The 20,070-nt window shown below is 66.7% G+C and carries 23 protein-coding genes; 19 read left to right on the forward strand and 4 right to left on the reverse strand.

Features of this window, described 5'->3' with window-relative positions; all coding sequences use genetic code 11:
* Positions 1–300 precede the first annotated feature (300 nt).
* Positions 301–2,952 carry an alanine--tRNA ligase gene (alaS, locus tag EQZ23_RS16540; RefSeq protein ID WP_128455478.1) on the forward strand — a complete coding sequence of 884 codons (2,652 nt, stop codon included), beginning with the start codon at positions 301–303 and terminating at the stop codon, positions 2,950–2,952.
* 276 nt (positions 2,953–3,228) lie between these two features.
* On the opposite strand, the gene EQZ23_RS16545 is transcribed toward alaS, so the two are convergent.
* Complete coding sequence (locus tag EQZ23_RS16545) at positions 3,229–4,875, reverse strand: thiamine pyrophosphate-binding protein (protein ID WP_128455479.1); 1,647 nt, start codon at positions 4,873–4,875, stop codon at positions 3,229–3,231.
* A 91-nt stretch (positions 4,876–4,966) separates the two neighbouring features.
* Between EQZ23_RS16545 and EQZ23_RS16550 the strand changes: the two genes are divergently transcribed.
* The 9 genes from EQZ23_RS16550 to EQZ23_RS16590 all read left to right on the forward strand — a co-directional run bounded on the left by EQZ23_RS16550 (position 4,967) and on the right by EQZ23_RS16590 (position 12,828).
* Entirely contained in the window at positions 4,967–5,866 is a 900-nt protein-coding gene (locus tag EQZ23_RS16550) for an SMP-30/gluconolactonase/LRE family protein (protein ID WP_128455480.1), read from the forward strand.
* Between the two features lie 212 nt (positions 5,867–6,078).
* Entirely contained in the window at positions 6,079–6,789 is a 711-nt protein-coding gene (locus EQZ23_RS16555) for a CoA transferase subunit A (protein WP_128455481.1), read from the forward strand.
* Between the two features lie 209 nt (positions 6,790–6,998).
* Positions 6,999–7,745 carry an HAD family acid phosphatase gene (locus tag EQZ23_RS16560; RefSeq protein WP_128455650.1) on the forward strand — a complete coding sequence of 249 codons (747 nt, stop codon included), beginning with the start codon at positions 6,999–7,001 and terminating at the stop codon, positions 7,743–7,745.
* The gene (locus EQZ23_RS16565) at positions 7,745–8,056 is read left to right on the forward strand and encodes a DUF5076 domain-containing protein (protein ID WP_164913476.1); all 312 of its coding nucleotides are present in this window, start codon (positions 7,745–7,747) and stop codon (positions 8,054–8,056) included. The genes EQZ23_RS16560 and EQZ23_RS16565 overlap by 1 nt, the downstream gene beginning before the upstream one ends.
* Positions 8,056–8,691, forward strand: a complete 636-nt coding sequence (locus EQZ23_RS16570) for a 3-oxoacid CoA-transferase subunit B (RefSeq protein ID WP_128455483.1) — start codon at positions 8,056–8,058, stop codon at positions 8,689–8,691. The genes EQZ23_RS16565 and EQZ23_RS16570 overlap by 1 nt, the downstream gene beginning before the upstream one ends.
* Positions 8,691–9,572, forward strand: a complete 882-nt coding sequence (locus tag EQZ23_RS16575) for an alpha/beta hydrolase (RefSeq protein WP_128455484.1) — start codon at positions 8,691–8,693, stop codon at positions 9,570–9,572. The genes EQZ23_RS16570 and EQZ23_RS16575 overlap by 1 nt, the downstream gene beginning before the upstream one ends.
* 128 nt (positions 9,573–9,700) lie before the next feature.
* Positions 9,701–11,140, forward strand: coding sequence for a 3-isopropylmalate dehydratase large subunit (leuC, locus tag EQZ23_RS16580; RefSeq protein ID WP_128455651.1), 1,440 nt, complete (start codon positions 9,701–9,703; stop codon positions 11,138–11,140).
* Positions 11,141–11,237: 97 nt separating this feature from the next.
* Complete coding sequence (gene leuD / locus EQZ23_RS16585) at positions 11,238–11,867, forward strand: 3-isopropylmalate dehydratase small subunit (protein ID WP_128455485.1); 630 nt, start codon at positions 11,238–11,240, stop codon at positions 11,865–11,867.
* Positions 11,830–12,828, forward strand: a complete 999-nt coding sequence (locus EQZ23_RS16590) for an NADPH:quinone oxidoreductase family protein (RefSeq protein ID WP_206364282.1) — start codon at positions 11,830–11,832, stop codon at positions 12,826–12,828. Before leuD ends, EQZ23_RS16590 begins: the two co-directional genes overlap by 38 nt.
* Positions 12,829–12,896: 68 nt before the next feature.
* Here EQZ23_RS16590 and EQZ23_RS19905 read toward each other — a convergent pair whose 3' ends face one another.
* Entirely contained in the window at positions 12,897–13,034 is a 138-nt protein-coding gene (locus tag EQZ23_RS19905; RefSeq protein WP_164913477.1) for a hypothetical protein, read from the reverse strand.
* Positions 13,035–13,198: 164 nt separating this feature from the next.
* On the opposite strand from EQZ23_RS19905, the gene EQZ23_RS16595 reads away from it, so the two are divergent.
* The 6 genes from EQZ23_RS16595 (at position 13,199) to nadA (ending at position 17,138) form a co-directional block, all read left to right on the forward strand.
* Positions 13,199–13,522 carry a DUF1476 domain-containing protein gene (locus EQZ23_RS16595; RefSeq protein ID WP_128455486.1) on the forward strand — a complete coding sequence of 108 codons (324 nt, stop codon included), beginning with the start codon at positions 13,199–13,201 and terminating at the stop codon, positions 13,520–13,522.
* Between the two features lies 1 nt (position 13,523).
* On the forward strand, positions 13,524–13,754 hold the full coding sequence (locus EQZ23_RS16600) for a BolA family transcriptional regulator (RefSeq protein ID WP_128455487.1): 231 nt from the start codon (positions 13,524–13,526) through the stop codon (positions 13,752–13,754).
* A gap of 10 nt (positions 13,755–13,764) precedes the next feature.
* A complete protein-coding gene (gene grxD / locus EQZ23_RS16605) occupies positions 13,765–14,088 on the forward strand; it encodes a Grx4 family monothiol glutaredoxin (protein WP_128455488.1) in 324 nt (107 codons plus the stop codon).
* Positions 14,089–14,565: 477 nt separating this feature from the next.
* Positions 14,566–15,423 (forward strand): MBL fold metallo-hydrolase, encoded by an 858-nt coding sequence (locus tag EQZ23_RS16610; RefSeq protein ID WP_128455489.1) that lies wholly within the window; start codon positions 14,566–14,568, stop codon positions 15,421–15,423.
* On the forward strand, positions 15,405–16,139 hold the full coding sequence (locus tag EQZ23_RS16615; RefSeq protein ID WP_128455490.1) for a DUF4230 domain-containing protein: 735 nt from the start codon (positions 15,405–15,407) through the stop codon (positions 16,137–16,139). Before EQZ23_RS16610 ends, EQZ23_RS16615 begins: the two co-directional genes overlap by 19 nt.
* A gap of 15 nt (positions 16,140–16,154) precedes the next feature.
* On the forward strand, positions 16,155–17,138 hold the full coding sequence (gene nadA / locus EQZ23_RS16620) for a quinolinate synthase NadA (RefSeq protein ID WP_128455491.1): 984 nt from the start codon (positions 16,155–16,157) through the stop codon (positions 17,136–17,138).
* A gap of 42 nt (positions 17,139–17,180) precedes the next feature.
* On the opposite strand, the gene EQZ23_RS19910 is transcribed toward nadA, so the two are convergent.
* Positions 17,181–17,330 carry a hypothetical protein gene (locus EQZ23_RS19910; RefSeq protein ID WP_164913478.1) on the reverse strand — a complete coding sequence of 50 codons (150 nt, stop codon included), beginning with the start codon at positions 17,328–17,330 and terminating at the stop codon, positions 17,181–17,183.
* 165 nt (positions 17,331–17,495) lie between these two features.
* Here EQZ23_RS19910 and nadC point away from each other — a divergent pair, with 165 nt between their 5' ends.
* From nadC to EQZ23_RS16635, 3 genes are read left to right on the forward strand one after another with little or no spacing between them, the layout of a single operon-like run.
* On the forward strand, positions 17,496–18,347 hold the full coding sequence (gene nadC / locus EQZ23_RS16625; protein WP_128455492.1) for a carboxylating nicotinate-nucleotide diphosphorylase: 852 nt from the start codon (positions 17,496–17,498) through the stop codon (positions 18,345–18,347).
* Between the two features lie 53 nt (positions 18,348–18,400).
* On the forward strand, positions 18,401–18,877 hold the full coding sequence (locus EQZ23_RS16630; protein WP_128455493.1) for a hypothetical protein: 477 nt from the start codon (positions 18,401–18,403) through the stop codon (positions 18,875–18,877).
* Complete coding sequence (locus EQZ23_RS16635) at positions 18,874–19,587, forward strand: ribonuclease T (protein ID WP_128455494.1); 714 nt, start codon at positions 18,874–18,876, stop codon at positions 19,585–19,587. Before EQZ23_RS16630 ends, EQZ23_RS16635 begins: the two co-directional genes overlap by 4 nt.
* Before the next feature lie 265 nt (positions 19,588–19,852).
* On the opposite strand, the gene EQZ23_RS16640 is transcribed toward EQZ23_RS16635, so the two are convergent.
* Positions 19,853–20,050: a hypothetical protein gene (locus EQZ23_RS16640; protein WP_128455495.1), complete on the reverse strand. Its 198-nt coding sequence runs from the start codon at positions 20,048–20,050 to the stop codon at positions 19,853–19,855.
* Positions 20,051–20,070: the final 20 nt, after the last annotated feature.

Here is a 20,070-nt window from a genome sequence, read left to right on the forward strand (position 1 = left end):
TCGATCACCCCGGCGAAGGCCGGGGCCCAATTGGGGGACGACCGTAACGAAGCGCCGTCCTCCGTTATCTGAACCTTTCCAATTGGGCCCCGGCCTCCGCCGGGGTGGTGGCGGTGCGGGGTGGCGGCTCTCAACGAACGGTACCCCTCCCTACCTTGTTCTCCCGCGAAGGCGGGAGCCCAGACTGGATCCCCGCCTTCGCGGGGAAACAAGCTTGCTTCGGTGCCAACGGGATACGTACGAACCCACCGCCTACATCCCTCCCTTGAGCGAACCGCCGCGCTCGCCTAAGTCCGCGCGATGACATCGACCAACGACATCCGCCGCGGCTTCCTCGACTATTTCGGGTCTCAGGGGCACCAGATCGTGCCTAGCGCGCCGCTCGTGCCGCAGAACGACCCGACGCTGATGTTCGTCAATGCGGGGATGGTGCCGTTCAAGAACGTCTTCACCGGCCTCGAATCGCGGCCGTACAGCACCGCGACGTCGTCGCAGAAGTGCGTCCGCGCCGGCGGCAAGCACAACGATCTCGACAATGTCGGCTACACCGCGCGCCACCATACTTTCTTCGAAATGCTCGGCAATTTCTCGTTCGGCGATTATTTCAAGGAACAGGCGATCACGCACGCCTGGACGCTGCTGACCAAGGAATGGGGCCTGTCGCCGGACAAGCTCACCGCCACCGTCTACCACACCGACGATGAGGCGTTCGACCTCTGGAAGAAGATCGCGGGCCTCCCCGATCACCGCATCATCCGCATCCCGACCAAGGATAATTTCTGGTCGATGGGCGACAACGGGCCGTGCGGGCCGTGCTCGGAAATCTTCTACGATCACGGCGACCATATCTTCGGCGGCCCTCCCGGTTCGCCGGACGAGGACGGCGACCGCTTCGTCGAGATATGGAACCTCGTGTTCATGCAATATGAGCAGGAAAATGCCGAGATCGTCGGCAACCTGCCCAAGCCCTCGATCGACACCGGCATGGGGCTCGAGCGGATCGCCGCGGTCATGCAGGGCGTTACCGACAATTACGACACCGACACGTTCAAGGCGCTGATCGCAGCGTCGGGCGCGCTGACGCATACCGCGACCGACGGCGCCAACACCGCCAGCCACCGCGTGATCGCCGACCATTTGCGGACCGCGGGCTTCTTGGTCGCGGACGGCGTGCTGCCCGCGAACGAAGGCCGCGGCTATGTCCTGCGCCGGATCATGCGCCGCGCGATGCGCCACGCGCATATCCTCGGCGCGAAGGAGCCGTTGATGCACCGGCTGGTCCCCGCGCTCGTCACCGAGATGGGCGCTGCCTATCCCGAATTGTCGCGGGCGCGCCCGCTGATCGAGGCGACGTTGCAGCAGGAGGAGACGCGCTTCCGCCAGACTCTCGACAAGGGGCTGAAGCTGCTCGACGAGGCAACCGTCGGCATGATTGACGGCACGCTGGCAGGCGACGTCGCATTCAAGCTCTACGACACGTTCGGCTTTCCTTACGACCTCACCGAGGACGCGCTGCGTGAGCGCAATATCGCGGTCGACCGCGCAGGCTTCGACACCGCGATGGCCGAGCAGAAGCGCGCCGCCCGCGCCGCGTGGAAGGGATCGGGCGCCAAGGCCTCCGACGACATCTGGTTCGACATCGTCGAGCAGACCGGCGGTACCGAATTCCTCGGCTATGCGTCCGACACCGGCGAGGGTGAGGTCGTCGCCTTGGTCAAGGACGGTGCGCGCGTCGAGCATGCGACGGCCGGCGATACCGTCGCGATCGTCGTCAACCAGACGCCGTTCTACGCCGAGAGCGGCGGGCAGGTCGGCGATGCCGGGCACATCTCCAACGATACCGGACTGCGCGCGAACGTCACCGAGACCTCGAAGCAGCTCGGCCGCGTGTTCGTCCATCACGCGATCGTCGATGCCGGCGGCATCAAGGTCGGCGAGTCCGTGAAGCTCCAGATCGACTTCGCGCGCCGTGCGCAGATCCGCGCCAACCACTCGGCGACGCATCTGCTGCACGAGGCGCTGCGTGAGCGCCTCGGCAAGCACGTCGCGCAGAAGGGCAGCCTCGTCGCGCCCGACCGCCTGCGCTTCGATTTCTCGCAGCCGGTCGCGATGACCCCCGCCGACATCGCGCAGGTCGAGGCCGACGTGAACGCGCAGGTCCGCGGCAACGGCGCGGTGACGACGCTGCTCATGACCCCCGACGACGCGATCGCGATGGGCGCGATGGCGCTGTTCGGCGAGAAATATGGCGATGAGGTTCGGGTCGTGTCGATGGGCTCGACCGACGACGGCACCTATTCGATCGAACTGTGCGGCGGCACGCACGTCACCGCGCTCGGCGATATCGGCCTGTTCAAGGTCGTCGGCGAAGGTGCGGTCTCCAGTGGCATCCGTCGTGTCGAGGCGCTGACCGGCGAAGCGGCGCGGACGTATCTGACCGGTCGCGACGATCGCCTGCGCGAAGCCGCGGCGGTGTTGAAGTCCACCCCCGACGAGGTCCCGGCGCGCGTCGCGTCGTTGCTCGACGACCGCCGCCGCCTCGAGCGTGAACTCGCCGATGCTAAGAAGGCGCTGGCGCTCGGTGGCGGTGGTTCGGGCGACGCGGCCGGGCCGGAGCAGGTCGGTGGCGTGGCGTTCATCGGCCAGGTGCTCAACGACTTCGAGGCGAAGGGCCTGCGCGGCGCTGTCGACGAGGCCAAGCAGCGGCTCGGTTCGGGCATCGCGGTGATGGTCGCGATCAACGACGGCCGCGCCTCGGTCGCGGTCGGGGTTACGGCGGATCTGGTCGCGAGCCACAATGCGGTCGACCTGCTGAAGATCGCGGTTGCGACGCTCGGCGGGCAGGGTGGTGGTGGCCGGCCGGACATGGCGCAGGGCGGTGGCCCGGACGGGAACAAGGCAGCGGAGGCTGTGGCGGCGGTGCGGGCAAAGCTGGAGGCGGCTGCCGTCTAACTGAGCAGTTCCCCCGCGGACGCGGGGGCCCAGCTAAATACCGTCAGCTGCCGTAACCCTGGCCCCCCGCCTCCGCGGGGGAACTGCCTTTTGGTTGCAGGCACCACCCCGGAACCTATCACCACCCCGGCGAAGGCCGGGGCCCAGTTGGGGGACGGCGGTAACGACGGGCGGTCCTTCGTTACAATGACCTTTCCAACTGGACCCCGGCCTCCGCCGGGGAGGTGGCTCTTGTATGCGCGGGTTCTGTCGGGCGAGTGCTTCCGCGGCAGCAGCTCACCCAGCCCCGCGAACCTTAGCCAGCGTCGTCCCAGCAGTAATAGCCTCGATATCCGTCACCAGGTGCAGCATCCGCACCCCGCCGCGCCCCATCGCCCGGTCCAGCGCCCCGACGAAATCGCCCGTCTCGGTTACCGTCTCCGCCCAGCACCCATAAGCCCGTCCCAGCGCGGCGAAGTCCGGATTGCGCAGCGCCGTCCCCGACACCCGCCCCGGATATTCCCGCTCCTGATGCATGCGAATCGTGCCGTAATTGCCGTTGTCGACCACTATCACCAGCATGTCCGCGCCGTGCGCCACCGCGGTCGCCAGTTCCTGTCCATTCATCAGGAAACACCCGTCGCCCGCCAGCGCCACGACCGTTCGTTCGGGATGCCGCAACGACGCCGCGACCGCCGCCGGCACGCCGTACCCCATCGCGCCCGCGGTCGGCGCGAGCTGCGTACCCGGCCCGGCATACGCCCAATACCGATGCCACCAGCCCGAATAATTCCCCGCGCCGTTGCAGATGATCGCATCCGCCGGCAACCGGTCGCGCATCGCCGCGACGCACGGGCCCAGGTCCATCGCCAGATCGCGCGGTGCCGGCGTCGACCATGCCATCCACTCCCCATGCGCCTCCCGCCCGGCGGTCCGCGGTGGCAGGTCGAGCAGCAGCAACGCCTCGGCAAACTCCGCCATGCCCGCGCATACCGCGACGTCCGCGCGATAGGCACGCTGCAACTCGTCGGGATCGGGATGGACATGGACGATTCGCTGTCCCGGATGATCGGGCGTGATCAGCGCATAGCCATCGGTCGTCGCTTCGCCCAATCGCGGGCCGACGATGAGCAACAGGTCGGCGGCCTTCACCCGCTCGACCAGCTTCGGATTGGGGCCATACCCCAGGTTTCCCGCCCAGACCGGGCAATCGTTCGGGATCGCATCCTGCCGCCGAAACGCCGCCGCGACCGGAATGCCGTTACGATCCGCCCAGCTCGAAAACGCGCCCGACGCGGCGACGTCCCAGCCCGCGCCCCCGACGATCGCGACGGGACGCTCTGCGGTCGTCAGCAGGTCGGCGAGCAGGTCCATCGTGTCGGCGTCGCAGCCTTGTGCGACCCGCTCTACGCGCGGCCGATCGACTGCCTCCACCACGTCCAGCAGCATATCCTCGGGCAGCGCGAGCACGACAGGCCCCGGCCGCCCCGACATCGCCGTCGCATAGGCGCGCGCGACATATTCCGGGATCCGCCGCGCATCGTCGATCCGCGCCGCCCACTTCGCGACGGCTCCGAACATCGCCTGGAAATCGATCTCCTGAAACGCCTCGCGGTCGCGCGTGCCGCGATCGATATCGCCGACGAACAGGATCATCGGCTGCGAATCCTGCATCGCGACATGCACGCCGATCGACGCGTTGGTCGCGCCTGGCCCGCGCGTGACGAACGCCACGCCCGGCCGGTGCGTCAGCGCGCCGTCGGCGCACGCCATGAACCCGACGCCGCCCTCCTGCCGGCACACGACGAGGTCGATCGCCGGCGTGTCGTGGAGTGCGTCCAGGACGGCGAGAAAGCTTTCCCCCGGCACGGTGAAGATCCGGTCGCAACCCTGTGCGACAAGTTGGTCGACCAGGATACGGCCGCCGGTGCGTGGTGTGATCATCGGTGCATCCTGCCGTCCGTTGTGCGCGAAGTCGAGAACCGGTTACGCTGGCGTCGAAGCCGGGACCAACCCGACTCGCCCGGAGAGGATCATGACCGACTTCATCACCGTCGCCGACGGCCTGCGCTTTCCCGAGGGCCCCGTCGCGATGCCCGACGGCAGCGTCATCCTCGTCGAGATCGCCGCCGGTCGCGTCACGCGCATCGCTTCCGACGGCACGAAAACCACCGTTGCCGAACCCGGCGGCGGCCCCAATGGCCTGGCGATCGGCCCCGACGGCAAGCTGTATTGCTGCAACAATGGCGGCTTCGCGTGGCGCGAGGCGAACGGGTTCCTCACGCCGCACGGCCAGCCGGACGACTATTCCGGTGGCCGGATCGAACGGATCGACATCGCCACCGGCGCGGTCGAGACGCTCTACAAGGACGGTGATTTCGGATGCTCGCTGCGAGGGCCCAACGACATCGTGTTCGATATGCACGGCGGCTTCTGGTTCACCGATCACGGCAAAACGCGCGAGCGCGAACGCGACATCACCGGCATCTTCTACGCACACGCCGACGGCAGCCATCTGGAAGAGGTGATCTTCCCGAGCGAAAACCCCAACGGCATCGGCCTCTCGCCCGACGGTACCACGCTGTACGCAGCGGAAACCTACACGTGCCGGCTGATGGCGTTCGACATCGTGGGGCCGGGCAAGGTCGCCAGCGCGTCGGGCACGCCGCTCTACCGCCCAGCCGGCTACAAGTTCTTCGACTCGCTCGGTATCGAGGCCGGCGGCAACATCTGCGTCGCGACGATCGGCGACTGCGGGGTCAGCGTGATCTCGCCGGCGGGCGAGCTGGTCGAGTTCGTCGCCACCGACGATGCGTTCACCACCAACATTTGCTGGGGCGGCGCGGATGGGATGGATGCGTACATCACCTGCTCGGGCAGCGGGCGGCTGGTGAAGACGCGGTGGAAGCGGCCGGGCTTGAAGCTGGCGTATTGAGAGCGGCTCAATCCTCCCCCGCCAGGGGGAGGTGGCACCGAAGGTGTCGGAGGGGGAGGACGCGGAACAGAGGTTACCCATTCCTCCCCCTCCGTCCGGCAAGTGCCCGCCACCTCCCCCCGCCAGGGGGAGGATCGTGAAAAGTCGATCAAGCCTACGTTGCCGAGCGCTAGCCACCGGCTTATGCGAGGCGAAATACCTGAGGAGGATGCATGGCGAACAAGCGCTACACCGATGCGGCGACGGCTCTCGAAGGCCTGTTGTTCGACGGCATGACGATCTGTGCGGGCGGGTTCGGGCTGTGCGGGATCCCCGAGCGGCTGATCGACGCGATCGAGGCGTCGGGGGTGAAGGACCTGACGATCGCCAGCAACAATGCCGGGATCGACGGGCAGGGGCTGGGGAAACTGCTCCGCTCGCGCCAGGTGAAGAAGATGATCTCGTCCTATGTCGGCGAGAACAAGGAGTTCGAGCGGCAATATCTGAGCGGCGAACTCGAGGTCGAATTCTGTCCGCAGGGCACGCTTGCCGAACGCTGCCGGGCAGGGGGGGCTGGGATTCCCGGCTTTTATACCAAGACCGGCGTCGGCACGCTGGTCGCCGAGGGCAAGGAAGTGAAGACTTTCGACGGGCAGGACTATATCCTGGAGCGTGGCATCCGCGCCGACCTGAGCATCATCAAGGGCTGGAAGGCGGACGAGAGCGGCAACCTGATCTTCCGCAAGACCGCGCGCAACTTCAACCAGCCGATGGCGACCGCGGGGAAAATCTGCGTCGCCGAGGTCGAGGAGATCGTTCCGGTCGGCAGTCTCGATCCCGACACGATCCATTTGCCGGGCATCTATGTGAAGCGGATGATCGTCGGCGCGCCGTACGACAAGCAGATCGAGTTCCGCACCGTCCGCGAGCGGGTTTCCGCGTGAAGCCAGGCCCGGCGGTGGATCGCAAACGCACCCCGTTCTCCTGCGAACGCAGGAGCCCAGGGTCGCGGGCGTTGCGCTTGGTATCCTGGACCCCTGCGTTCGCAGCGGCACTGGCCCTCCAAGGATGCGTCAGCGTTTCCGCGCCGACCTCGATAGCGGCCTCGAAGACCGCCGCCGTCCCCGTGACGGTCGATGGCGTCCCCGCCGGCATGCAATATCTCTACGCCTCGGGCGAGGGCGCAGCGGTCAGCATTCAGGCGTGGAATGCTGTCGTCGGCTACGTCCGCGCGCAACGCGCTCCAATCTCCGTTGTCCTCGCCCAAGGTGCCACACTCGCCGCCCCCGCCTGGACCTCCTGCGGCACCAAGCCGAAAGCCGTAGTGTTCGACGTCGACGAGACCGTCCTCCTCAACCTCGGCTTCGAATATGATGCGGCATCGGGCCAGCCCTGGTCCGACTCCCGTTGGCAGGACTGGGAACGCACCGGCATCAAGCAGGTCGCCCCCGTTCCCGGCGCACGCGAAGCCCTCGCCGCCCTGCGCGCAATGGGCGTCACGATCGTCTTCAACTCGAACCGTTCCGCCGCTAACGCCGCGCCGACCGAAGCCGCGATCATCGGCGCCGGCCTCGGCCCCGCGCGCCACGGCGAGACGCTGTTCCTGTCGGGCGACGACGCGACCGGCTCCAAGAAGGACGGCCGCCGCGCGACCATCGCTGCGCGCTACTGCGTCGTCGCGATGGGCGGCGACCAGCTCGGCGACTTCAGCGACCTGTTCAACGCCGGCCAGAGCCCCGCTGCCCGCCGCGCCGTCGTCCAGTCGCCCGCGATCGCCGCGAAATGGGGGGCGGGGTGGTTCGTGCTGCCCAACCCCGTCTACGGCACCGCGCTGAAAGGCAGCCGCGACGAGGTATTTCCGCCCGCATTGCACTGGGCCCCGACCGGAGGAGCCAAGTAATGACCGATCATCCAAACGCGATCGAACTCGCGAACAATGCCGAGCTGACTAGCGAGTCGGTCGAAGTCGCGCGAATCTGGATCACCAACGGCGCGGGCAGCAACGTGCTGATCGACGCGGGCATTCTCGAGGATCCGACGGTGTTCGGCTATCTGATCGCCGACACGATCCGCCACGCCGCGCGCGCCTATGCGGGGACGTGGGGCATCGCCGAGGACGCCGCGTTGCAAGCGATCGTCGACGGCGTCGGCACCGAACTCCGCGAACAGTTCACGACCATCACCACCATCCAGGAAGGAACGATCAACTGATGCCCTGGGACCGTAACCAGATGGCCGCACGCGCCGCCAAGGAACTGAAGGACGGCTATTACGTCAATCTCGGCATCGGCATCCCGACGCTGGTCGCGAACAATATCCCCGAGGGCATGACCGTCACGCTCCAGTCGGAGAACGGCATGCTCGGGATCGGACCTTTCCCGTATGCGGGCGAGGAGGATGCCGACCTGATCAACGCGGGCAAGCAGACGATCAGCGAACTGCCCTCGTCGGTGTATTTCAGCTCATCGGACAGTTTCGCGATGATCCGCGGCGGGCATATCGACCTGACGGTGCTCGGCGCGATGGAGGTCAGCGAGGACGGCGACATCGCCAACTGGATGATCCCGGGGAAAATGATCAAGGGCATGGGCGGCGCGATGGATCTGGTCGCTGGCGTCAAGCAGATCATCGTCGTGATGGATCACACCGCCAAGGACGGGACGCCGAAGTTCATCCCGTCCTGCACGCTGCCGCTCACCGGCAAGAACGTCGTCGACATGATCGTCACGGACCTGGCGGTGTTCCAGCGCCCCGATCACGACAGCCCGTTCACGCTGGTCGAGCTCGCCCCCGGCGTGACGGCTGAGGACGTCGCCGCGAAGACCACCGCGAACTACACCGCCTGATGAAACGTGCCGCGATCGTCATGGCGCTTATCGCGATCCTGATCGGCGCAGCGGCATTCACCGCGGGGCCGGGCACGCTCAGCGTGCTCGACGGCATGATGGGTGGCGGTCGCGGCACGGCGCGGGTGCGCGAAGGTGTTCCGTTCGGCACGCATGGGCAGAAGCTCGACGTCTGGCGTCCGTCCGGCGGCGCGAAGACCGGGCTGCCGGTGCTGATCTTCTGGTACGGCGGCGGCTGGGTCCACGGCTCGCGCACCGCCTATGCGTTCGCCGCGCGCGCCTATGCGAAGGCAGGCTACGTCGTCGTCATGCCCGATTATCGGAAGGTGCCCGACGTGCGCTTCCCCGCCTTCGTCCAGGACGGCGCCGAAGCGGTGAAATGGACGCGCGACCATATCGCGCAGTCGGGCGGCGACCCCGACCGGATCGCCGTCGCCGGCCATTCCGCAGGCGCCTACACGGTCTCGATGCTGACGCTCGACGAACGCTGGCTGAAGGCGGAAGGCGTCGATCCGCACATCATCAAGGCCGCGGTCGGCCTGTGCGGCCCGTACGACTTCTACCCCTTCACCGCCAAGCGCGCGATCGACGCGATGCAGGGCGCGGCCGACCCGGTCATGACCCAGCCGATCCACTTTGCTCGCGCCGACGCGCCGCCGATGCTGCTGGTGACCGCCGGCGACGACACGCAGGTAAAGCCGCACAACGCGATCAACCTCACTGCGCGGCTGAAGGCGCTCGGCGCACCGGTGACGCACATCGACTATCTCGGCCTCAGCCACGAGAACGTCGCGATGGCTTTGTCGAAACCCTTCCGCGGCAAGGCGCCCGTGCTCGCCGACAGCGTCGCCTTCCTCGATCGCGCGATGCCGGCGCGGTAGCCGCTCTCCTTTCCGTCATCCCGACTTTCGTCCGGATGACGACGGATACGCGGCGCGCCGAAGCATTCTTACGACCGAAAATTACTTACAACCTTGGCGACGCAACCACTTTCGGTTACCGCGCCCCCATCATGGCCACACCGCAAACGCTGTACGAGAAGATCTGGGCGGCGCATGTCGTCGAACGCCGCGACGACGGCACCTGCCTGATCTATATCGACCGTCACCTCGTCCACGAAGTCACCAGCCCGCAGGCGTTCGAAGGCCTCCGCGTGGCAGGACGCAAAGTGCGCCGCCCCGACCTGACGCTCGCCGTCCCCGATCACAACCTGCCGACCACGCCGCGCAAGGACGCGACCGGCCGCGCGCTGCCGATCGCCGACCCTGAAAGCGCGCAGCAGCTCGACGCGCTGCGCCGCAACACCACCGAGTTCGGAATCGACTATATCGATGCACTCGCCGCCGAGCAGGGCATCGTCCATGTCGTCGGCCCGGAGCAGGGCTTCACGCTGCCCGGCACGACGCTCGTTTGCGGCGACAGCCACACCTCGGCGCACGGCGCGCTCGGCGCCTTGGCGTTCGGGATCGGCACCAGCGAGGTCGAGCACGTCCTCGCCACGCAGACGCTGTTGCTGTCGCAGGCCAAGACGATGGAAGTCCGCGTCGACGGCGAGTTGGGCTTCGGCGTCAGCCCGAAGGACGTCATCCTCGCAATCATCGGCAAGATCGGCGCGGCGGGTGGCACCGGTCACATCATCGAATTCACCGGCAGCGTGATCCGCGCCATGTCGATCGAGGGGCGCCTGACGATCGCCAACATGTCGATCGAGGCGGGCGCGCGCGCCGGCCTGATCGCGCCCGACGACACGACCTTCGCCTATCTCAAGGGCCGCCCGATGGCGCCGACCGGCGAAAACTGGGACCGCGCGGTCGCCTGGTGGCGCAGCCTCGCGGCCGATCCCGGCGCGCGCTACGACAAGACGGTCGTGCTCGATGCGGCGGACTTCGCCCCCGGCCTCACCTGGGGCACCAGCCCCGAGGACGTCGTGCCGATCACCGGCGTGGTCCCCGAACCGTCGAGCTTCGCCGATCCCGCCAAGCAGGCCGCCGCGCAGAAGTCGCTCGATTATATGGGCCTCACCGCCGGCACTGCGATGCGCGACGTCACGATCCAGCACGTCTTCATCGGCAGCTGCACCAACAGCCGCATCGAGGACCTCCGCGCGGCCGCCGCGATCGCCGAGGGGCGCCATGTCGCGGCGGGCGTCCGCGCGCTGGTCGTCCCCGGCTCGGGGCTCGTCAAGCGGCAGGCGGAGGCTGAAGGGCTCGACCGGATCTTCACCGACGCCGGTTTCGAATGGCGCGAACCGGGTTGTTCGATGTGCCTCGCGATGAACCCCGACAAGGTGCCGCCGGGCGAGCGGTGCGCGTCGACGTCGAACCGTAATTTCGTCGGCCGGCAGGGTCCCGGAGCGCGCACGCATCTGGTATCACCCGCGATGGCGGCGGCAGCGGCGGTGACCGGCAAGCTGAGTGACGTCAGAGAGTTGATGGGGGCAGAAGCATGAAGAAAGTTTTCGTACTGTTGGCGGCTGGCGCAATGCTCAGCGGCGTCGCGGCCTATGTCGCATCGGCACGTGTCGTCCCGGAGCGTTCGGAACAGCGATGAAGCCCGTCACCACCGTCTCGGGCCGTGCCTATCCGTGGGGAGCGAAGAACGTCGACACCGACGTTATCATTCCCGCGCACTGGCTGAAGACGATCACTCGCACCGGACTTGGGCGCGGCGCGTTCGAGACGGTGCGTGCCGACCCTGCCAACATCTTCGACGACCCGCGCTATGCGGGCTCGCCGATCCTGATCGCCGGTGACAATTTCGGCTGCGGGTCGAGCCGCGAGCATGCCGCGTGGGCGCTCGCCGACATGGGCATCGCCGCGGTCATCGCGCCGAGCTTCTCCGACATCTTCTCGGGCAACGCGTTCAAGAACGGCATCGTTGCGGTCGTCCTGCCGCAGGACGCGATCGACCGCCTGCTCGAGGTGGCGAAGGACCAGCCGGTGACGATCGACCTCGAAAGCATGACCGTCACCACCCCGTTCCAGGACCGCTTCACCTTCGATCTCGACGCATTCCGCCGCCAATGCCTGATGGAAGGGCTGGACGAAGTCGGCCTGACGCTGGCAAGGGATACCCAGATTTCAAATTTCGAGGAGGCGGTCGCAGCGAATCGCCCCTGGATGACGGTGGAGAGCGGGTATGCGGGCATTGGTATCGAAGGCGATCGGCGGACCTGAAACTCTGGAAATGGTCGAGCTGCCCGATCTGGTGGCCGGCCCCGGCCAGGTCGTCGTCGCGGTCAAGGCCTGCGCGATCAACTTTCCCGACGTCCTGATCATCGAGGACAAATACCAGTTCAAGCCGCAGCGCCCGTTCGCGCCGGGCGGCGAGATTGCCGGCACGATCGATTCGATCGGTGAAGGCGTCACCGGCTGGGAAGTCGGCGACCGCGTCATCGCGATGCTCGGCCACGGCGGCCTGTGCGAGAAGGTGATCGCTGATCCCGCCAAGCTTTACCGTCTCCCCGAAGGGCGCAGCTTCGCCGAGGGCGCGTCGCTGATCCTCACCTACGGCACGACGATCCACGCGTTGCTCGACCGCGGGCACATCCAGGCGGGGCAAACGCTTCTCGTCCTCGGTGCGGCAGGCGGGGTAGGGCTCGCCGCGATCGAGCTCGGCAAGGCGTTCGGCGCGAAGGTCGTCGCCGCGGTCTCGTCCGAGGAAAAAGCTGCGGCGGCGAAGTCCGCCGGTGCCGATGAGACGCTGATCTACGCCCGCGCCCCGTTCGACAAGGATCAGTCCAAGGCGCTCGCCGAGCAGTTCAAGGCTGCGGTCGGACGCGACGGCGCGCATGTGATCTACGATCCGGTCGGCGGCGATTATGCCGAGCCGGCGCTGCGATCGATCGCGTGGGAGGGCAAGTATCTGGTCGTGGGCTTCCCCGCCGGCATCCCGCGCCTGCCGCTCAACCTGACGTTGCTGAAGAGCTGCGACGTCTGCGGCGTGTTCTGGGGCGCGTTCGCGGCGCGCGATCCGAAGGCGAACCAGGCGCACATCGAAACGCTCTTCGATCTGTGGGCGGAGGGAAAGATCGCGCCACGCGTGACCGAAGTCTTCGCGTTCGAAGACGGCGGCAAGGCCATCGCCAAGATGGCGGCGCGCGGCGCGATCGGAAAACTCGTCGTCGAAGTCGGCTGAGGCCAGCCAATGCTTCGTTCAATCGGCTCAACCCATTCCGCTTGCCGGGTTGAGCCGTTTGGAGGACCTCAGAAGAGGTTGTAGACGACCGCTGCGATCGCGGCCCAAAGCATGACGGACGCCAGCACGCCATACGCCAAGCCATGCACGACTGGCGGTGCCGCTCGTGTCGGAGTGGTAGGTGTAGCTGCCGAAAAACCGATCATGATCACTCTCCTTGCTCGTGCATATTGTCACGTAGCCGTCGCATATATCGGTCATTTCGTCGCTCTACGCTAGTAGGTTTGTACTGCGATCCCTCGATTGTTGCGCAGCGGCAGTCGGCGACCTATCTCGGGCCTGACGACGAGACTGTACGGGGACCCGCGATATGACCATTTTCGAAGATCGCGAACGCGCCAGCGAGGCCAATTTCGCGCGCGAAGAGGAGATGGCGTTCCGAATTACCGCGCGCCGCAATCGGCTGCTCGGGGGATGGGCCGCGCACGAGATGAAGCTCACGCCGGAAGAAACCGACGCCTATGCGACAGCGCTCGTCCATGCCGATATGGAAGGTGGCGGTGACGATGATGTCGTGCGCAAACTGGTCGGCGACCTGACTGCGGCTGGGCTCGATCACGACGAGGCGACGGTCCGTCGTGCGCTTGCGCAGCAGATGATCGAGGCGCGACGCCAATTGTTGGAGGCGCGCTGATATGCCGATGGCTGCCGACGACATCGCTACGATGATCCGTGACGCTATCCCCGACGCGCAGGTCGAGATTACCGATCTGGCGGGCGACGGCGATCACTACGCCGCAAAAGTCATCGCCCCGAGCTTTGCGGGGATGAGCCGCGTGAAGCAGCACCAGGCCGTCTACGCCGCGCTCGGCGGGCGGATGGGCGGCGTCCTGCACGCGCTGCAACTTACGACCGCAATTTCCTGAGGACCGACACATGACCGACGACTCCAACGCCCGCATCGACACCCTGGTCAAAGCCAGCCCCGTAGTGCTGTTCATGAAGGGCAGCCCGCTATTCCCACAGTGTGGCTTTTCCAGCCGCGCGATCGCGATCCTCAACCATCTGGAGGTTGAGTTCGAGAGCGTCGATGTCTTGCAGGACCAGGGCATCCGCCAGGGCATCAAGGCCTATTCGGACTGGCCGACGATCCCGCAGCTCTATGTCGACGGCGAGTTCGTCGGCGGCTCGGATATCATGATGGAAATGTACGAGAGCGGCGAACTGGCCCAGCTGTTCGAGAAGCAGAAGGCCGAATGATCCTCGAGTAGAGGGTCAGGCGCCACGCGGTGCCACCCTTCTCGACAACAGTTCAAATGGTGCGCGATGTGCATAAGAACCGTCGCCACCACCCCGATAAGAGGATGCCGATCCCGCCCGTCACCCCAGTAAAAGCTGTGGTGTGACGGCTCGGGACGCGACATCCGCCCAGCCCCCGCAATTCGCCGATACGAATACCGAACACACAGCCAATCTCGCCAAGTGTGGAGCAGCACCGGGGCGGGTGGATCGACGAGAGACCGGACGGTAGCGGTCGATCCACCCTGCATGAACGCGGACGCGCTCGGTGACATCGTAGGAGACGCATCCGTCGTGCCAACCTGGATCTTCTCCGAATTTGCGCGGTCTCCAGTAGTTAACGGCATTCCCACCTGCAGGTGACGTGTAAAGAACACCGACGCTCTCCCGTACCACGCAGGCCTTGCCATCGCCGCGTGCAGCCGCCATCTCGCGTCCATGGCTGAGCATCCGACCGGTATCCCGATCCAGCTCGAGCCGCTGGTCATTCGCGTGCTCGCGCCCAATCCTTCGCCGTACACGTACACCGGCACGCAGACGCATATCGTCGGCACCACCGATCTTGCCGTGATCGATCCCGGGCCCGACGACCCCGCGCACATCGAAGCCTTGATGCGTGCGATCGACGGCCGCCCGGTCGACGCGATCGTCGTCACGCATCACCACCGCGACCACAGCCCCGCTACGCGCCCGCTCCAGGCGATCACCGGCGCGCCGATCGTCGGTGCGGCGCCCTTCGATCTGGACGACACGGGCGCGCGGGCGGACGCGTCGTTCGACTCGGCCTACGCCCCCGATCGCGTTCTCTCCGAGGGCGAAACCGTCACGGGCGACGGCTGGACGCTCGAGGCGATCGCAACGCCGGGCCACACTTCGAATCACCTCGCCTTCGCGCTGCCCGAGACGAAGGCGCTGTTCTCGGGCGATCACGTGATGGGGTGGTCGACCACGATCGTATCGCCCCCCGACGGCAATATGACGGCGTACATGGCGAGCCTCGAAAAGCTGATGGGGCGCGACGACCGTGTCTATTATCCGGGCCACGGCGAGGCGATCGACAAGCCGCAACGCCTCGTCCGCGGCATGCTCGGCCACCGCAAGCAGCGCGAGGGGCAGATTCTCCGCTTGCTCCGCGACGGCGCACGGCCGATCCCGGCGATGGTCGAGCGGATGTATGTCGGTCTCGACCCGCGGCTCGTGCCCGCCGCCGAGCGATCGGTGCTGGCGCATCTCTACGATTTGCAAACCCGCGGACTGGTGAGCGAGGAAGGCGAAATATGGCAGACGAGAACCTGACTTCCAATCCTCCCCCCGCGCGCAGCGGCAACGTCGGCGCCTTCCTGGCGAAGGCGGTCGGAGTGGTCGTCATCCTCGTGCTCGCGGGCTTGCTCGCCTTGTGGGGTGTACAGCGCTACGTCAGCGAGCGCCTGACCCCCAATCCGACGACGATCGCCAGCGCCAGCCTAGAGGGCCTGCGCGAACAGAACCGCTTGTCGGCGTTCGCTGCGCGCTACGTCGCGGTCGTCACCTCGAAACAGTCGCAGCTCGGCTTCACCACGGAGAAGACGCTGATCATGCCCGGCATGGTCCGGTATGAGGTCGACATGGCCAAACTGACGCAGGCCGATGTCGCTTGGGATGCAACGTCCAAGATCCTGTCCGTGCGGCTGCCCGCGGTCGAGGCGGACGGTCCGCAGGTCGATCTGAACGCGGTCCGCGAATATGGCTCTGGCGGCGTGCTGACCACCTTCACCGATGCCGAGAAGCGCCTCGATGCGGCCAATCGTCGCGCCGGCCAGATCGAGCTGATCCGCCAGGCGCGCGAACCGCAGATGATCAAGCTCGCCCGCGACGCCACGCGCCGTGCGGTCGAGCGCAGTTTCGCAATGCCGCTGCGCGCCGCGGGGATCGACGCGACCGTTGCGGTTCGCTTCGCCGACGAACCCGTGGCGAATACGGAACGCTGGGACACCTCGCGCTCGCTGCAGGACGTGCTAGGGAATGCGCGCTAAACTCGGGATACGACCATGGAATTGAACCAGAACTTCGCCGGCATCGACATACGCGCCGAGATCGAGCGCCTCCGCAAGGAGAAGAACGCGGTCATCCTCGCGCATTATTACCAGAAGCCCGAGCTTCAGGATCTCGCCGATTTCGTCGGCGACAGCCTCGACCTGTCGCGCAAGGCGGCGGCGACCGACGCCGACGTCATCGCGTTCTGCGGCGTGCGGTTCATGGCCGAGACCGCCAAGATCCTGTCGCCCGACAAGATCGTCGTGTTGCCGGACATGGACGCCGGCTGCAGCCTCGAGGACAGCTGCCCGCCCGAGCAGTTCGCCGCCTTTCGCGCCAAGCATCCCGATCACATCGCGCTGACCTACATCAACTGCTCGACCGAGGTGAAGGCGCTGTCCGACATCATCGTGACATCGTCGTCGGCCGACACGATCCTCGCCCAGATCCCGCCCGAGCAGAAGATCATCTTCGGCCCCGACCGCAATCTCGGCGGGTATCTCGCGCGGAAGACCGGCCGCGACATGCTGCTGTGGCCCGGCGTGTGCATCGTCCATGAGGCGTTCAGCGAGACCGAACTGATGAAGCTCAAGGCGCAGCATCCCGGTGCGCCGGTCGTCGCGCACCCCGAATGCCCGCCGATCATCCTCGATCACGCCGATTATGTCGGCTCGACCCGCGGTATCCTCGATTATGCGCTGGCGATGCCCGGTGACACGCTGATCGTCGCGACCGAGCCGCACATCATCCACCAGATGGAAAAGGCGTTGCCGAACAAGCGCTTCATCGGTGCGCCGGGCGCAGACGGCAATTGCAACTGCAACATCTGCCCGTACATGGCGCTCAACACGCTGGAAAAGCTCTACGTCGCGCTGCGCGATCTGAGCCCGCGGATCGAGATCGAGGAGGGGCTTCGGCTTCAGGCCAAGAAGAGCCTCGATGCGATGCTGCGGATGGCGTCGAACACCGTCGGCAAGGGCGATCTCGGGCCCAAGTGATGGCCAAGGCGTGGATCGGGCGGGAAACCCCGCCCGATACCGTCAGGCCGCGGGCGCGTTTTCGTTGAGTTGGGCACGCGCCTGATCGATGTGGATCGCCGCGATCGGCAACTGAAGCGAGTCGGCTAGCTCTAGCGCTTCGTCCAGCAACGCGCTCAGTCGCGCGGTATCTGCTACCGTCTTCGTAGGCATGGCAATTCCCCAGGGCTCGATCGTGCAACTCAGTCAACTCGATTTGGTTCCAGGTTGCCCGAAATAATTTCGTCGCCCGGCGGCTGCGTAAATTTGCTGTCCCCGCGCGCAGTTTTTTGGCACCGGCGCTGGCATCGCCGGCCGGCAATATCTGGGAGAGTTTAGGTGAACGCAGCATTGCCCGAAAGCGTCGACATTCCCGCGTTCGTCGCAGCGACGCTGGCCGAGGATCTCGGGACGATCGGCGACATCACGTCCGCTGCGGTGATCCCTGTGGACGCGCGGTTCACCGGGGTGATGGACAGCCGCGACCCGATCGTCGTCGCCGGGCTCGATCTCGCCGAAGCGTTCTTCCGTGCGCTCGACCCGGACGTGCGGATCGAACGCCTGGTCCAGGACGGCCAACAGGTCGCGGCGGGCACCGAACTCCTGCGGCTCGAAGGGGCAGGGCGCGCGCTACTCACCGCCGAGCGATCTGCGCTCAACACCGTCCAGCATCTGTCGGGGATCGCGACGATGACGCGTAGCTATGTCGATGCGATAGCGGGCACCGGCACGATCCTGCTCGACACGCGGAAGACCATTCCCGGCCTGCGCGTGCTCGAGAAATACGCGACCCGGATGGGCGGCGCGCAGAACCACCGCATGGGTCTGTGGGATGCGGCGATGATCAAGGACAATCACGTCGCGGTAGCCGGCGGCGTCGCCGAAGCGGTACGCCGCGCAAGGGCTGCGGGAATCGCGCACATCATCGTCGAGGTCGACCGGATCGACCAGATCGAGCCCGCGCTCGCGGCCGGGGCAACCCACCTGCTGCTCGACAATATGCCACCGGCGATGTTGCGCGAGGCGGTGACGCTGGTGGCCGGCCGCGTGCCGACCGAAGCATCGGGCGGCGTCAATCTCGACACGATCCGCGCGATCGCCGAGTCGGGCGTGACCTATGTCTCGGTCGGCCGCTTGACGCAGTCGGCACCCGCGGCGGATATAGGCCTGGACTTCGCGACCGCCGAATAGCCCGTGCCAGATCCGGCACGGGCTGCGGGTTGGCCGGGTCAGGGAGTTGGACCATGATCAGGCCGGTTGCCATCGTTCGCTACGAGCGGCTGTATTGGGCAGCGTTCGTGCTGGACACGGTCGTCACCGCGATGACCTGGACACAACGGGAGGCGATCGTCACCGCCTATCCGATGCTCGCAAAGTCGACATGGATTCTTCCGACGTTCCAGGCCATCGGCGTCGCGGTGACGGTGCTGCTCTGGTACTTCACCGCTCGGGCGCCGAGCGTCGTCGCGAAATGGGTGGTCGTCGTCCTTGCCGGCCTGTCGCTGCTGACCGCGTTCCAGACACTCGGATCGTTCGTGACCGGGAGCGCGACGCTGGGCACCGCGTCGATTGTCTCGCTGATCGCAATCGCGCTCTACGTCGCGGCCGCCGTGTACCTGTTCAAGCCCGCCAGCAAAGCCTGGTTCGGGCGAGATGCCAGAGCCGATGCCGCGCCCTACACCGATGCCTATTCAGATACCGACAAGGGAAACGCCGCATGATCTCCCGATTGATCCTGGCCGCCACTGCGATGGTCCTGCCGAGCGTCGTGCAGGCGCAGGCCTATCAATGCTCGGCCCCGGCGTCGGTCGAGCGCGTCCGTCCGGATCTGCCCTCGGCGAGCCAGCCGAAGCGCGACATCCCGATCGGCAGCTACACGCTCGCGATCACCTGGGCGCCGCAATATTGCCGGGACAATGGCGGTCGTGCCGGATCGACCTTCCAGTGCGGCGCGGGCAACCGCTTCGGCTTCACCCTGCACGGGCTCTGGCCCGATGGCGTCGGCAAGGATTGGCCGCAATATTGCCGCGACGCCGGCTTCGTCCCGCCTCCGGTGATCCGCGCGCACCTGTGTACGACACCGTCCGCGCAGTTGCTCCAGCACGAGTGGGCGAAGCACGGCACCTGCATGCCTGGCTACCGTCCGGCGAAGTATTTCAACCAGTCGGCGGGGTTGTACGGCAAGCTCCGCTACCCGGACATGGACGCGCTGTCGCGGACGTCGATGACCGCGGGACGGTTCGCGGCGGCGATGGCGCGGGCGAATCCGGGCCTGAAGCCGGACATGATGCGCGTGACCGCGACGAAGCAGGGGTGGCTCGACGAGGTCTGGATCTGCCTCGACCGCCGCTTCCGCTACCGCCGCTGCCCCGTGCATCAGGGCGGACTCGCCCCGACGGCGCCACTCCAGATCTGGCGCGGTGGTCGGTAGGGACGCGCGAGCGGCGCGTAAACGCAGGCGCTTGATGTAGGCCGATCGGTTCGATCCTCCCCCGCCAGGGGGAGGTGGCGCCGAAGGCGACGGAGGGGGAGGACACGCAACCGAAGTCGCCGCTTGCCGCCCCCTCCGTCAGGCTGCGCCTGCCACCTCCCCCTTGCGGGGGAGGATCTAGAAGCGCTGGCTTCCGTTTTGACCACACGCTTCGCGGTTCCACCTTCCCCCGTCCGAACTGCGAGGGGATTACAGGCCGAGCAGCCTAGCGCCGGTCCTTCAACCAGACCAGCAAGGCCGCCGCCACGCCGACTCCGGTCCCTACCAGAAACCCCGGCGTCGCCTGGCCGATCGCGAAGCCGACGCCCACGCCGACGAGCATGCCGATCGCGACGAGGAAACCGCCCGCGGCGCTGGGGTCCTTGTGGGGGGGAAGGGTGTCGCGGGAAGTCGGGTCGGCCATCGGCGTGTCCTGCCACGCGC

Source organism: Sphingomonas sp. UV9, from assembly GCF_004101245.1.
In the GTDB taxonomy this organism is placed as follows: domain Bacteria; phylum Pseudomonadota; class Alphaproteobacteria; order Sphingomonadales; family Sphingomonadaceae; genus Sphingomonas.